The sequence below is a fragment of the Lentzea jiangxiensis genome (assembly GCF_900104175.1).
GTDB classification, from domain to species: Bacteria; Actinomycetota; Actinomycetes; order Mycobacteriales; family Pseudonocardiaceae; genus Lentzea; species Lentzea jiangxiensis.
In genome coordinates, this window is sequence record NZ_FNIX01000001.1 from 800,886 (window position 1) to 813,788 (window position 12,903).

Consider the following 12,903-nt stretch of genomic DNA (forward strand, 5'->3'; position numbering starts at 1 on the left):
AGGAGAGAGCGCGTGAACAAATGGGTGTTGCCGTTGTGCTGGACCGCGGTCCTGCTCGACGGCTTTGACCTCGTCGTGCTCGGCACGGTGATCCCGACGCTGTTGCAGGAGGGGGTCCTCACGACGGCGTCCGCCAGCGCGGTGTCCACGGCCGGGCTGGTCGGGATGATGCTCGGCGCGCTCGTCATCGGGACCATCACCGACGTCATTGGGCGGCGCAAGGTGATGATCTGCGCCGTCGCAGGGTTCTCCGTGTTCACCCTCGCCTGTGCGGTGGCGCAGGACGCCACGACGTTCGGCGTCTTCCGGTTCCTCGCCGGGCTGGGGCTCGGCGGGTGTCTGCCCACGGCCATCGCGCTGGTCAACGAGGCCCGGCCGCGGCAGGGCGGGCGGGCCACCACGCTCGTCATGACCGGGTACCACGTCGGTGCCGTCATCACGGCGCTGCTGGGGATCGTGCTCATCCCGGACCTCGGCTGGCGGTCGCTGTTCGTGGTGGGGGCGTTGCCCGCGCTGGTGCTGGTCCCGTTGATGGTCAAGCACCTGCCGGAGACGGTCGCGCGCAAGGCTCCCGCGCGCGAAGCGGTCGGGTCGTTGTTCAAGCCAGGCCTGCGGAAGGCGACGATCGCCTTCTGGGTGGCCTCGTTCATGGGGCTGTTGCTCGTGTACGGGCTCAACACCTGGTTGCCGCAGATCATGCGCAGCGCCGGGTACGAGCTCGGCACGGCACTGGCGCTGTTGCTGACGCTCAACATCGGTGCCGTGGTGGGGCTGCTGATCGCCGGTGCGGTGGCGGACCGGATCGGGGTCCGGCCGGCGGCCGTCGGGTGGTTCGGTGCCGCGGTGGTGTTCCTGGCGTTGCTGAGCATCAAGCTGCCCGGGGCCGGGGTGTACGTGGCCGTGTTCTCGGCCGGGTGCTTCGTGTTCAGCGCCCAGGTCCTCGTGTACGCGTACGCGGGGCGGGTCTACGAGGAGAACCGGGCCACGGGCATCGGGTGGGCCGCCGGGGTGGGGCGGTTGGGCGCCATCAGCGGGCCGTTGCTCGGCGGTGCGTTGCTCACGGCCGGGTTGGCGCACCCTTGGGGCTTCTACGCGTTTGCGCTCGTTGCGGCGTTGGGCGCAACGGCCGTTGGTGCGATTGGGCCGACGGCGAAATCGGTCGTGGGCCGGGCCGGGTGATGGCAAGGTCGGGGCATGGGCCGACATGCTCCGTACGACGATCCCGGGACGCCTGACGTTCGATCGCCAGGGCGGTACCTGTGGTGGCTCGTGTCCGCGCAACGGTGGCGGGTGCTGACCGGCGCGTGGTGGGGATCGCTGTGGATGTGCGGGCTGGTCGTGCCGCCCTACCTCATCTCACGGGCCATTGAGGACGGTCTGCGGGGCGGTGACCGCGTAGCACTGGTGTGGTGGTGTGCAGCGCTTCTCGTGATGGCGGCGGTGCTGGCGCTCCTCGGGGTCGCGCGGCACCGCACGATGACGCTGGTGCGCACGGATGCCGCGTTGCGGACGGCGCAGGTCGTCGTCCGGCACGTCACGCGGCTCGGCGGGGTGGTGCGGCGCAAGCTGTCCACCGGTGAGCTGACGTACCTGCAGAACGGCGACACGCAACGGATTGCGCACGCGCTCACCAGCACCGGGCCCGGCGTCGGGGCGGTCGTCGCGTACGGCGTCACGGCGGTGTTGCTGGTGCGGATCTCGCCGTTGATCGCGGTGGTGGTGCTGCTGGGGGTGCCGGTGCTCGCGGTGGTCACCGGGCCGGTGCTGCGGCGGCTGCACGTCGTGGAGGCCGGGTACCGCGGCAGTCAGGGGGAGCTGAGCTCGCGGGCCGGTGACATCGTCGGGGGACTGCGGGTGCTGTCGGGCATCGGGGGGAGGCGGGCGTTCGAGGAGCGCTTCCGGGCGCAGTCGCGGGAGGTCCTGCGGGACGGCTACCGGGTCTCGGTGTCGCTCAGCTGGGTGCAGGCGCTGACGTGGGGGCTGCCCGCGCTGTTCTCCGCCGTGGTGACGTGGATCGTGGCGCGCAGGGTGGTCGCGGGGGAGATCTCCGTCGAGGACATGGTCGCGGTCTACCTGTACGTCACGACGCTGATCGTGCCCGTCAGCTTCTTCGTCGAGGGCGCGGACGCCATTCCGCGGGCGCTCGTCTCGGCACGGCGGGTCGTGGACGTCCTGCGGTTGCGGCCGGAGGAGAAGGGCGGCGGGGAGGGGACGCTGGAGGTCGAGTCCGGTGCGCTGACGGTGGTCGTGCCGGCGAACGCCGCGCAGGCCCGGGAGGCCGTCGAACGGCTGCCGGGTGTGGTGGCGGACAACGACGACTACCTGTTCCCGGGGACGGTGCGAGAGGCGGTCTCGGTGGCCGAGCACGACAACCGCGAGCTCGAGGAGGCGTTGCACGCGGCGGCCGCGGTCGACGTCGTGGAGGCGATGCCGGACGGGCTCGACTCGCACCTGGAGTCGCAGGGGCGCAACGTCTCCGGCGGTCAGCGGCAACGGCTGCGGCTCGTGCGGGCGCTGCTGAGCGATCCGGAGCTGCTGGTGCTCGTGGAGCCGACGTCGGCGCTCGACGCGGTGACCGAAGCCGCTGTGGCGCAACGGGTTCGCGCGAAACGGCTGGGGCGGACCACGGTGGTCGTGTCGTCGTCGCCGTTGTGGGTGGGGCAGGCCGACCAGGTCGTGCACCTGGAGGGGAGCCGGTGAAGCGGCTTCCCGTCGCGGACCGGCGTGAGGTCCGGCGCGCGGCCGCGCGGCTGTTGCGCGGAGAACGGCGGGCGCTGGCCGTGGTGCTCGCGCTGACGGTGCTGACGGCGGCGTCCGGTCTCGCCGGGCCGTACCTGCTCGGCAAGGTCGTCGGTGGGGTGGAGGCCGGCACCCTCACGTTGTCCACTGTGGACTTGATCGCGCTGGGTGTGCTCGGTTCGGCCGTGGTGCACCTGGTGCTGGTGCGGTGCAGCGCCTTGCTGGCCGCTCGGCTCGGCGAACGGGTCCTGGCGTCGCTGCGCGAGGAGGCGGTGGCGCGCACGCTGGCGTTGCCCGCACGGGTGGTGGACCGGCTGAGCACGGGCGACCTGCTGAGCCGCGTGACGAGCGACATCGGGGTCGTCGGCCAGGCCCTGCGGGACGCCGTGCCCGAGGTGCTCACCGGCGTCGTGCACCTGGTGGTCATCTACGCGGCGCTCTTCTGGCTGGACCCCGTGCTCGGTCTCGTCGCGCTGGCGGGCCTGCCGTTCGTGGCGTGGGCGCTGCGCTGGTACCTGGCCCGTGCGCGGCAGGCGTACCTCGCGGAGAGCGAGGCCGGCGGCGACGTCGCGGAGATCTCCGCCGCCGTCGGCGAGGGCAGCCGGACGATCGAGACCTACGGGCTGGGGAACCGGCTGGTGGCGGTCGCGGAGGCCGCGATCGCGCGGTTGTTCCGGACGCGGATGCGGACCCTGCGGTTGCGGAACGTGCTGTTCCCGGTCGTCAGTTTCGCGAGCACCGTGCCGACCGCCCTGGTGCTGCTCTTCGGGGGCCTGTTCTACGCGGCGGACGCGGTGGGCGTCGAGGTCGTCGTCACGGGTGCGCTCTACGTGTGGCGGCTCGTGGAGCCGTTGGAGCGCATCATGTTCTGGGTCGAGTTCCTGCAACGCGGTGGCGCGTCGTTCGCCAGGGTCGAGGGGATCGGCGCCGACGTCGAGCCCGTGCCGGAGGTCGGTGAGCCGGACGGCGACCGCATCGAGGCGTCCGGCGTTCGGTACTCCTATGTGGACGGTCACGAGGTGCTCCACGGCGTCGACCTCGTCGTGCAGCCGGGGGAGAGGCTCGCGATCGTCGGGGTGTCGGGAGCCGGCAAGTCGACGCTGGGCAGGCTGGTCGCGGGCGTCGACCGGCCGGCGGCCGGTTCGGTCCTGGTGGGCGGTGTGCCGGTCGCGGACCTCACGGCGGCGGGCGAGCAGCGGATCGTGCTGGTGACGCAAGAGCACCACGTGTTCATCGGCACGGTCAGGGACAACCTGGCGATGGCGGCTCCGGACGCTCCCGACGGCAGGCTCGTCGAGGCTCTGCGGACGGTGGGCGCGAGCTGGTTCGACGACCTGCCGCGAGGCCTGGACACGCCGCTGGGCGCGGGCGGGCTGGAGCTCGACCCCGCGCAGGCGCAGCAACTGGCGCTCGCGCGGGTGGAGGTCGCCGACCCGCACACCCTGGTGCTGGACGAGGCGACGTCCTCGCTCGACCCGGCCACGGCCAGGCACGCCGAGCGCGCGATCGCGGCCGTCCGCGAGAGACGCACGGTGATCGCGATCGCGCACCGGCTGCAGACGGCGCGCGACGCCGACCGGATCGCGGTCGTCGACGCCGGCCGGGTCGTGGAGCTGGGCTCCCACGACGACCTGGTCGCCAGGGACGGCACCTACGCGGCGCTCTGGCGTTCCTGGCACGGGTGATCAGGACAGCGGCACGACCGAGGAAACGTCCCCGTGGCGCACCATCACGTCCTTCGTGCCGGCGGGGGCCAGCCAGGCGTGGATCCGTTCCTGCGGGCCGATGCGGCCGTCGAAGTCGGCGACGATCGTGCCCTGGCCGTCCGGCAACGGCACGACCACCGGCGTGCCCTTCACGGCCTTGCCGCCGAGCAGGGGAGCGCTGAACGAGCCGGATGGTTCGTAGAGAGCGCCGTACAGCTCGCCGAACGCCTCGAACACCTCGGCGTAGCGGCCGTCCGGCAGCCACGCGCAGACACTCCACTCGCCGGTGGCGTCCCAGTCGACCACGTAGTCGAGCAAGCCCCGCTGGTGCAGGTCCCCCCGGGGCGACGGCGCCTTCTCGGCAGGCCACCCCGGGCCCTCGACGGGGCTGTCCGACGCGCACTGCCGACCGGACCAGCCGAGGCCGGGGTGCGGCACGAACGCCGTGTCCGGGCGCCACGCGAACCTGCCCCGCAGCGGCTCCGAGCCGAAGTCCTGGGGCAGCGGGGGGTTGTCCGCGCGGACGAACACCGGCCGTTCGGACTGCCTCGCGGTGACCACGGCGACGCCGCCTGGTCCCGTCTCGGCCTCCCGCCACGTCCGGCTCAGACGGTTGTCGGGGCCCCGCACCGGGTTCACCGACCAGAACACCTTGCCGCCCAGGCCGAGGGCGAGGTACGTCGAACTGTCCGGCCCGAACCGGTAGAGCCCGCTCTCCTGGCCGCGGTCGAGCTCGCGTTGCACGACGCCGCCGCCGGCGACCAGGCCCACCAGCACGCGGGGCGAGGGATCATCGCCCACCCGCACGGCTTGCGCGAGCAGAGCAGCCGGTCCGCTCGGGGTGTTCGCGGCCCAGAAGACGTTCGACGGACCCGTGAACTCCGTCACGTTGTCGTACGGTCGCAGGCCTGCGCTCTTCGAACGGCCCCACAGCGCTTGCGCCTCGCTGATGAACGCCCTGTCGCCGGAGAGATCACCCTCGGTCGTCGCCGTCAGGCGCGCATCGGCCGCGACCGCGGGCACTGACGAGGAGTCCGTCAGCACCACCCCGGTTGTCACCCCCGCGAGCAGGGCCACCGCCGCGGTCAGCGCCACCAGCCTGCGCGTGTGCCGCCGCCTGCCTCCCGCCATCACGTCCCCCACGAATCCCGGCCGCACGTCCAGGTCCGCCGTCGCGGCCTCCATCGCGCTCTTCAGCTCCACGTCAGCACCTGCTCACCCATCAGTTCCCGCAGGCGGGCGAGGCCCCGAGAGGTCTGGCTCTTCACCGTGCCGACCCCGCAGCCGAGCGCGCGGGCCGTGTCGGCCTCGGTGAGGTCGTCGAAGTACCGCAGCACCAGGACGACGCGCATCCTGCTCGGCAGCTGCGCCAGCGCGCGCACGACGCTGTCCGCGTCCACGACCTGTTGTTCGTGGCCTCCCGCCAGCGGCGTCTCCGCGTGCTCCATCGGTGCCTCCGGCTTGCGGGACCGCCGTCGCCACCGGTTCGCGGCGGCGTTGGCCAGAGCCGCACGGGCGTACGCCTCCGGTGAGGTCCTGATGCGGCGCCACTTGCCGTACATGCCCATCAGGACGTCCTGCAAAATGTCCTCCGCGGCGCTTTTGTCCCCGCCGCACAGCAGGTAGGCGGTGCGCAACAACGCCTGTGAGCGCAACGCCACGAAGTCCTCGAAGTCCTGCATGTCCCCCCTTCGACGGTTGTCGTAGGTGCTGACACCGGGCGGGGCGGCAAGGTTGTCAGGCGACCGTTTAGACTCAGCTCGACTCCAGACGACGAGGGAGATACGCGTGGCCGAGATGACCGTTGAACTGGTCGCCGTTGAACGCCGCCTGTGGTCCGGTACGGCCACCTCTGTTTCGGCACAGACGACCGAGGGCGAGATCGGCATCCTGCCCGGTCACGAGCCCGTTCTCGGCCAGCTGGTCGAGGGTGGCGTGGTGCGCATCCGCACGACGGACGGTGGCCTGGTGACCGCCGCCGTGCACGGTGGCTTCCTTTCCGTGACCGGCACCGGCGTGTCGATCCTCGCCGAGGACGCCGAGCTCGCGGGCGAGATCGACGTGAACGCGGCGCGGTCGGCGCTGCAGGACACGGACGACGCGGAGCGCGCACGTGCGGCAGCGCGCGTGCGGGCCGTGGAACAGTCGGCCTGAGACCGGGCGCGAGGGCCCAGCCGTGGGGATCACCGAAATCGCCGGACTGATCCTGCTCGGGGTGGCGATCGTCATCGCCTACTTCGCTTGGCGCCGCATCCGGCTGCTGCGCGAAGGTGGCGTGCACGTCGCGCTGCGCAGCAAGTTCGACGATCGAGGCCGTGGCTGGCACCTGGGGGTCGGGCACTACCGGGGCGACTCGTTCGCGTGGTTCCGGGTGCTGTCCCTCGGGTCGCGGCCCGACGAGCTGATCTCCCGGGACGGGCTCGAGATCGGCGCCCGGCGTGAACCCACGGGGCCCGAGGCCTACGCCATGCCGGTGGGGGCGACGGTGCTGCGGTGCCGGTCCGCCTCCGGCGAGGTGGAGATCGCGATGGGGCCGGACGCCCTGACCGGGTTCCTGTCCTGGTTGGAGTCGTCGCCTCCCGGGCGGTCGATCCCCTGGGCTTCCTGATGCACCGACGAAGGGCGCTTCCCACTGCGGGAGGCGCCCTTCGTCGTGCTCAGGCGTTGCCGCCCGGCTTCCACAGCACGTCGCCGTCCGGGTTCGCCACCCGCGCCAGGATGAACAGCAGGTCCGACAGCCGGTTCAGGTACTTCGCCGTCAGCACGTTGGTGTGCTCGGCGTCGGCCTCGATCAGGGACCACGCGCGGCGCTCCGCCCTGCGGGCGATGGTGCGGGCCTGGTGCAGCAGGGCCGCACCCGGCGTGCCGCCGTTGAGGATGAACGAGTCGAGCGTGCCCAGGCGTTCGTTGAACGTGTCGCAGTAGGTCTCCAGGCGGTCCACGTAGGCCTGGGTGACGCGCAGCGGCGGGTACTTCGGGTCCGGGACGATCGGGGTGCAGAGGTCCGCGCCCACGTCGAACAGGTCGTTCTGCACCTTGCGCACGACCTCGAAGACGTCCGGGGCCAGGTCGCCCAGTGCCAGGGCCACGCCGAGGGACGCGTTGGTCTCGTCGACGTCCGCGTACGCCTCGATGCGCGGATCGGTCTTCGGGACGCGGGAGAAGTCGCCCAGGCCGGTCGTGCCGTCGTCGCCGACTCGTGTGTAGATCTTGGTGAGATGCACCGCCATAACCGGCACTCTATGGGCGTACGTAGGATTGCCGCGTGAGCGAGCATTTCCGGGTACACGGTGGCGCACGTCTGGTTGGCGAAGTTGACGTCGTCGGCGCCAAGAACAGCGTCCTTAAGTTGATGGCGGCGGCCCTGCTCGCCGAGGGCACCACGACCATCACCAACTGCCCGGACATCCTCGACGTCCCGTTGATGGCCGACGCGCTGCGCAGCCTCGGGTGCGAGGTCGAGCTCGAGGGGGACGTGGCGAGGATCACGACTCCGGCAGAGCTCAGCTACCACGCCGACTCCGAGGCGATGGGCAAGCTGCGGGCGTCCATCTGCGTGCTCGGGCCGCTCGTCGGGCGGTGCAAGCGCGCGGTCGTGGCGCTGCCGGGTGGTGACGCGATCGGCTCGCGGCCGTTGGACATGCACCAGAGCGGTCTGGAGAAGCTCGGTGCCACGACCGGCATCGAGCACGGCTGCATCGTCGCCGAGGCCGAGGGGCTGCACGGCGCGCAGATCTGGCTCGACTTCCCCAGCATGGGGGCGACCGAGAACATCCTGATGGCGGCCGTCCTGGCCGACGGCACGACGGTCATCGACAACGCCGCGCGCGAGCCCGAGATCGTCGACCTCTGCCTGATGCTCACGCAGATGGGCGCGAAGGTCGAGGGCGCCGGCACGTCCACGTTGACCGTGCACGGCGTCAAGGAGCTCAAGCCGACCGAGCACCGCGTCATCGGCGACCGGATCGTGGGCGCCACCTGGGGCTTCGCCGCCGCCATGACGCGGGGCGACGTGCGGGTGCGGGGTGTGAACCCGCACCACCTCGACCTGGTGCTCGAGAAGCTGCGCATGGCCGGCGCCGAGGTCACCGTCTACGAGGGTGAGGACGAGGGCTTCCGCGTCGTCATGGACGGCCGGCCGAAGGCCGTCGACTTCGTGACGCTGCCCTACCCCGGCTTCGCCACGGACAACCAGCCGTTCGCGATCGCGCTGTCGGCCGTCGCCGAGGGCACCTCGATGATCACCGAGAACCTGTTCGAGGCGCGGTTCCGGTTCATCGACGAGATGATCCGCCTCGGTGCCGACGCGCGCACGGACGGGCATCACGCCGTCATCCGCGGCGTCGAGCAGCTGTCCAGCGCGCCCGTGTGGGCTTCGGACATCCGTGCGGGTGCGGGACTCGTCCTCGCCGGTCTGTGCGCGGACGGGGCCACCGAGGTCTACGAGATCTTCCACATCGAACGCGGCTACCCCGGGTTCGTGGAGAACCTCCGCAAGCTCGGCGCCAACGTGGAGCGCGTGAGCTCCTAGGTCTTGAGCACGAGCCGCGCGTTCGCGACGTCCGACGGGAACACCATCACCTGGTAGGGCGCGTTCCGCGAACGCGTGGCCCGCACGCCGTTCCTCCTCAGCTTCTGCACGAGGACGGTCGCGGCCTCCTCGGTGGGCACGACGGCCACCTCGCTCAGCAACCCGAAGTCCGTGCCGTCCAGATCCGGCACGGGCCTCCTGTCGTTGCCCACGAAGTACCGCAGCACCAGTGCCAGCAGGCCTAGGACCGCGAACACGACCACGGTCTGGTAGATCCCCGTCACCTCTTCATCATGCTCCTTCTGGTCTCGATTCAGTGAGCAAGCGCACGCGCGGCAACGGTTACTGGCCAGTACGCTCCGATGAACGACGATGTGGGAGGTTGCTGTGCCGTATCCAGCTGACCGCGAACGCGACCGCCCCTGGGTGATGCGGACGTACGCGGGTCACTCCTCGGCGGCGGCATCCAACGCCCTCTACCGCCGGAACCTCGCGAAGGGCCAGACGGGTCTGTCGGTGGCGTTCGACCTGCCGACGCAGACGGGGTACGACCCCGACGACGAGCTCGCCAAGGGCGAGGTCGGCAAGGTCGGTGTGCCGATCAGCCACCTCGGCGACATGCGCCAGCTCTTCGACCAGATCCCGCTCGCCGGCGCCAACACGTCGATGACGATCAACGCGACGGCGATGTGGCTGCTCGCGCTCTACGTCACCGTGGCGGAGGAGCAGGGCGCGGACCCGTCGGCGCTCGCCGGCACGACGCAGAACGACATCATCAAGGAGTACCTGTCCCGCGGTACGTACGTGTTCCCGCCGGGGCCGTCACTGCGGCTGATCACCGACATGGTCGCGTGGACCGTGTCGAACGTGCCGAAGTGGAACCCGATCAACATCTGCAGCTACCACCTCCAGGAGGTCGGCGCGACGCCGGCGCAGGAGGTCGCGTACGCGATGTGCACGGCGATCGCGGTCCTCGACTCGGTGCGCGACTCCGGTCAGGTGCCGCAGGAGAAGTTCGGGGACGTCGTCGCCCGCATCTCCTTCTTCGTGAACGCCGGTGTGCGGTTCATCGAGGAGATGTGCAAAATGCGCGCGTTCGCCCAGCTGTGGGACGAGATCACGCGCGAGCGTTACGGCGTCGAGAACCCGAAGCACCGCCGGTTCCGCTACGGCGTGCAGGTCAACTCGCTCGGCCTCACCGAGGCGCAGCCGGAGAACAACGTCCAGCGCATCGTGCTGGAGATGCTCGCGGTGTCGTTGTCGCGCAACGCCCGTGCGCGTGCGATCCAGCTGCCGGCGTGGAACGAGGCGTTGGGCCTGCCGCGTCCGTGGGACCAGCAGTGGGCGTTGCGCATGCAGCAGGTGCTCGCCTACGAGACGGACCTGCTGGAGTACGAGGACATCTTCGACGGCTCGCCGGTCATCGAGGCGAAGGTGGACGAGATCCTCGCCGGTGCGCGCGAGGAGATCGACCGCGTGCAGGCGATGGGCGGGGCCGTCGCGGCCGTCGAGTCCGGCTACATGAAGTCGCAGCTAGTGTCGTCGCTCGCTGATCGGCGTCGTCGCGTCGAGTCCGGCGAGGAGGTCGTCGTCGGCGTCAACAAGTTCGACACGACCGAGCCGTCGCCGTTGCAGGCCGAGGGCGCGAACGCCATCGAGACCATCGACCCGGTCGTCGAGCTGCACGCCGTCGAGGCGATCCGGCAGTGGCGTGCTTCCCGGGACGACGCCGCGGTCGAGGCGTCGCTGGACGCCTTGCGCGAGGCCGCGAAGACCGACCGGAACCTCGTCGAGGTGACGCTGGCGTGCGCGCGTGCCGGTGTCACGACGGGCGAGTGGTCGCAGGCCCTGCGCGAGACCTTCGGCGAATACCGTGCGCCGACCGGCGTTTCCGGTGCTTCGGCGTCGGGCGAGGCGGGTTCGGAGATCGCTAGGGTGCGCGACCGGGTGCGCGCGACCGGTGAGGAGCTCGGCGAACGGCTGCGCATGCTCGTCGGCAAGCCGGGGCTCGACGGGCACTCCAACGGTGCCGAGCAGGTCGCCGTGCGGGCCCGCGACGTCGGTTTCGAGGTCGTCTACCAGGGCATCCGCCTGACGCCCTCGCAGATCGTGTCCGCGGCCGTGCAGGAGGACGTGCACGTCGTCGGCCTCTCGATCCTGTCCGGGTCGCACCTCGAGGTCGTGCCCGCGGTGGTCGACGGGCTGCGTGCCGCCGGTGCCGGGGACATCCCGGTGATCGTCGGCGGCATCATCCCGCCGGACGACGCCCGGACGTTGCGGGAGCGGGGCGTGGCGCGGGTGTTCACGCCCAAGGACTACGAGCTGACCGAGATCATGGACGAGATCGTCACCGTGATCCGGGAGGTGCGCTCTCCCGCGTAGGGCCTTACTGTCGCGGAATGGTGGACGTTTCGCGGGACGGGTCGGTCGTCCGGATCACGATGAACCGCGCGGCCAAGCGCAACGCGCTGTCCGCGGAGCACCTCGCGGAGTTGCTGGAGGCGTTCCGCGAGGTGCGGACGTCCGACGCGGCGGGCATCGTGCTCGGCGCCGAGGGGCCGGTGTTCTCCGCGGGGCACGACTTCGCGGACGTGCACGCACGCGACGAGGAAGGTGTGCGGCTGCTGCTGGAGCTGTGCACCGTGCTGATGAAAACCATCCAGTCCGCGCCGCAGGTCGTGATCGCGCGCGTGCAGGGACTGGCGACGGCGGCCGGGTGCCAGCTGGTGGCCTCGTGCGACCTCGCGGTGGCGGCGGACACCGCCGGGTTCTCGTTGCCCGGCGGCAAAGCGGGCTGGTTCTGCCACACGCCCGCGGTGCCGGTGGCCCGCTCGATCGGGCGCAAGCGGCTGATGGAGCTGGCGCTCACCGGTGACGTGATCGACGCGGCCACGGCGGTGGAGTGGGGCCTGGTCAACCGCGCGGTGCCCGCGGACGAGCTGGACGCCGCCACCGACGACCTGCTCGCGCGTGCGACGCGGGGGAGCCGGGCGTCGAAGGCCATCGGCAAGCGCACGATCTACGCGCAGCTGGACCGGCCCGAGATCGACGGCTACGAGATCGCGTTGTCCGTCATGGCCGAGACCTCGCAGTCCCCGTCAGCCAAAGAGGGGCGGGCGTCGTTCCTGGAGAAGCGTTCTCCCGTGTGGCCCGACTAGTCGCGAGGAGCTTCAGCGCGTCGGCGTCCGGACCCGGTTCCGCCTGGTAGACCACCAGGAACTGACCGGGTGCCTCCCGCACGTCGAACGAGTGGTAGGTCAGCTTCACCCGGCCGACCGCCGGGTGCGCGAACTCCTTGGCGTCCTGCGTCTTCCCGCGCACCTCGTGGTTCTCCCAGAGCTCCTTGAACACCGGGTTGCCGCTGAGCTCCGCGACCATCCGCCCCAGCCGAGGGGAGGTCGGGTCGGCCGTCAGCCGCAGGTTGCCGACCGTGCTCTGCGCGACCCAGTTCCAGCGCGGGTAGAAGCTCGCGGCGGCGGGGTCGAGGAACGCCATCCTGGCCAGGTTGTCGGCGGGTGTGAACGGCTCGTACAGGGCGTCCGCGAGCGCGTTCGTGGCGAGCAGGTCGAGGTAGGAGCTCATCACGAACGCCGGCATGTCGTGCAGGCCGCTGATGAGGCGCCGCAGCTCGGGACTGACCTTGTCGGTCGAATGGCCCTCGTCCGCGACGACCCCGGCGAGGCGGTGCAGGTGCGCGCGGGCGTCGGTGTCGAGCCGCAGCGCGCGGCTGAGGGCGTCGAGGACCTGCGCCGACGGGTTGGTCTCGCGGCCCTGCTCCAGGCGGGCGTAGTAGTCGGCGCTCACCCCGGCGAGCACGGCGACCTCCTCGCGCCGCAGACCCTTGACCTTGCGCTGGGTGTGACTCGGCAGGCCCGCGTCCTGGGGGTCGACGCGGGCGCGGTGCGCTTTCAGGAACTCCCCGAGCAT

The 12,903-nt window shown here is 71.2% G+C and carries 13 protein-coding genes; 8 read left to right on the forward strand and 5 right to left on the reverse strand.

What is annotated here, in order from left to right; all coding sequences use genetic code 11:
- The first annotated feature begins 12 nt into the window (after positions 1-12).
- The 3 genes from BLQ91_RS03995 (at position 13) to BLQ91_RS04005 (ending at position 4,424) form a co-directional block, all read left to right on the forward strand.
- Positions 13-1,179 (forward strand): MFS transporter, encoded by a 1,167-nt coding sequence (locus BLQ91_RS03995; protein WP_143022519.1) that lies wholly within the window; start codon positions 13-15, stop codon positions 1,177-1,179.
- A 90-nt stretch (positions 1,180-1,269) separates the two neighbouring features.
- The gene (locus BLQ91_RS04000; RefSeq protein ID WP_218130146.1) at positions 1,270-2,700 is read left to right on the forward strand and encodes an ABC transporter transmembrane domain-containing protein; all 1,431 of its coding nucleotides are present in this window, start codon (positions 1,270-1,272) and stop codon (positions 2,698-2,700) included.
- Complete coding sequence (locus BLQ91_RS04005; protein WP_090095218.1) at positions 2,697-4,424, forward strand: ABC transporter ATP-binding protein; 1,728 nt, start codon at positions 2,697-2,699, stop codon at positions 4,422-4,424. The genes BLQ91_RS04000 and BLQ91_RS04005 overlap by 4 nt, the downstream gene beginning before the upstream one ends.
- On the opposite strand, the gene BLQ91_RS04010 is transcribed toward BLQ91_RS04005, so the two are convergent.
- Together BLQ91_RS04010 and BLQ91_RS04015 are read right to left on the reverse strand one after the other, a co-directional pair.
- Positions 4,425-5,648 carry a hypothetical protein gene (locus BLQ91_RS04010; protein WP_090095220.1) on the reverse strand — a complete coding sequence of 408 codons (1,224 nt, stop codon included), beginning with the start codon at positions 5,646-5,648 and terminating at the stop codon, positions 4,425-4,427.
- On the reverse strand, positions 5,639-6,127 hold the full coding sequence (locus BLQ91_RS04015; protein WP_090095221.1) for a SigE family RNA polymerase sigma factor: 489 nt from the start codon (positions 6,125-6,127) through the stop codon (positions 5,639-5,641). Before BLQ91_RS04015 ends, BLQ91_RS04010 begins: the two co-directional genes overlap by 10 nt.
- 115 nt (positions 6,128-6,242) lie before the next feature.
- On the opposite strand from BLQ91_RS04015, the gene BLQ91_RS04020 reads away from it, so the two are divergent.
- Together BLQ91_RS04020 and BLQ91_RS04025 are read left to right on the forward strand one after the other, a co-directional pair.
- On the forward strand, positions 6,243-6,599 hold the full coding sequence (locus BLQ91_RS04020) for a F0F1 ATP synthase subunit epsilon (protein ID WP_176959606.1): 357 nt from the start codon (positions 6,243-6,245) through the stop codon (positions 6,597-6,599).
- 22 nt (positions 6,600-6,621) lie between these two features.
- Positions 6,622-7,053, forward strand: coding sequence for a DUF2550 domain-containing protein (locus tag BLQ91_RS04025; protein WP_090095224.1), 432 nt, complete (start codon positions 6,622-6,624; stop codon positions 7,051-7,053).
- A gap of 49 nt (positions 7,054-7,102) precedes the next feature.
- Here the strand turns inward: BLQ91_RS04025 and BLQ91_RS04030 are convergent, their stop codons facing one another.
- A complete protein-coding gene (locus tag BLQ91_RS04030) occupies positions 7,103-7,675 on the reverse strand; it encodes a cob(I)yrinic acid a,c-diamide adenosyltransferase (RefSeq protein ID WP_090095226.1) in 573 nt (190 codons plus the stop codon).
- A gap of 35 nt (positions 7,676-7,710) precedes the next feature.
- On the opposite strand from BLQ91_RS04030, the gene murA reads away from it, so the two are divergent.
- Entirely contained in the window at positions 7,711-8,976 is a 1,266-nt protein-coding gene (gene murA, locus BLQ91_RS04035; protein WP_090095227.1) for a UDP-N-acetylglucosamine 1-carboxyvinyltransferase, read from the forward strand.
- On the opposite strand, the gene BLQ91_RS04040 is transcribed toward murA, so the two are convergent.
- Entirely contained in the window at positions 8,973-9,260 is a 288-nt protein-coding gene (locus BLQ91_RS04040; RefSeq protein ID WP_090095229.1) for a hypothetical protein, read from the reverse strand. The two genes, murA and BLQ91_RS04040, sit on opposite strands and share 4 nt — an antisense overlap.
- Before the next feature lie 103 nt (positions 9,261-9,363).
- Here BLQ91_RS04040 and BLQ91_RS04045 point away from each other — a divergent pair, with 103 nt between their 5' ends.
- Both BLQ91_RS04045 and BLQ91_RS04050 read left to right on the forward strand, forming a co-directional pair.
- Complete coding sequence (locus BLQ91_RS04045) at positions 9,364-11,358, forward strand: protein meaA (protein ID WP_090095231.1); 1,995 nt, start codon at positions 9,364-9,366, stop codon at positions 11,356-11,358.
- A gap of 17 nt (positions 11,359-11,375) precedes the next feature.
- On the forward strand, positions 11,376-12,134 hold the full coding sequence (locus tag BLQ91_RS04050; protein WP_090095232.1) for an enoyl-CoA hydratase-related protein: 759 nt from the start codon (positions 11,376-11,378) through the stop codon (positions 12,132-12,134).
- On the opposite strand, the gene BLQ91_RS04055 is transcribed toward BLQ91_RS04050, so the two are convergent.
- Positions 12,049-12,903, reverse strand: a complete 855-nt coding sequence (locus BLQ91_RS04055) for a helix-turn-helix transcriptional regulator (RefSeq protein ID WP_218130147.1) — start codon at positions 12,901-12,903, stop codon at positions 12,049-12,051. The two genes, BLQ91_RS04050 and BLQ91_RS04055, sit on opposite strands and share 86 nt — an antisense overlap.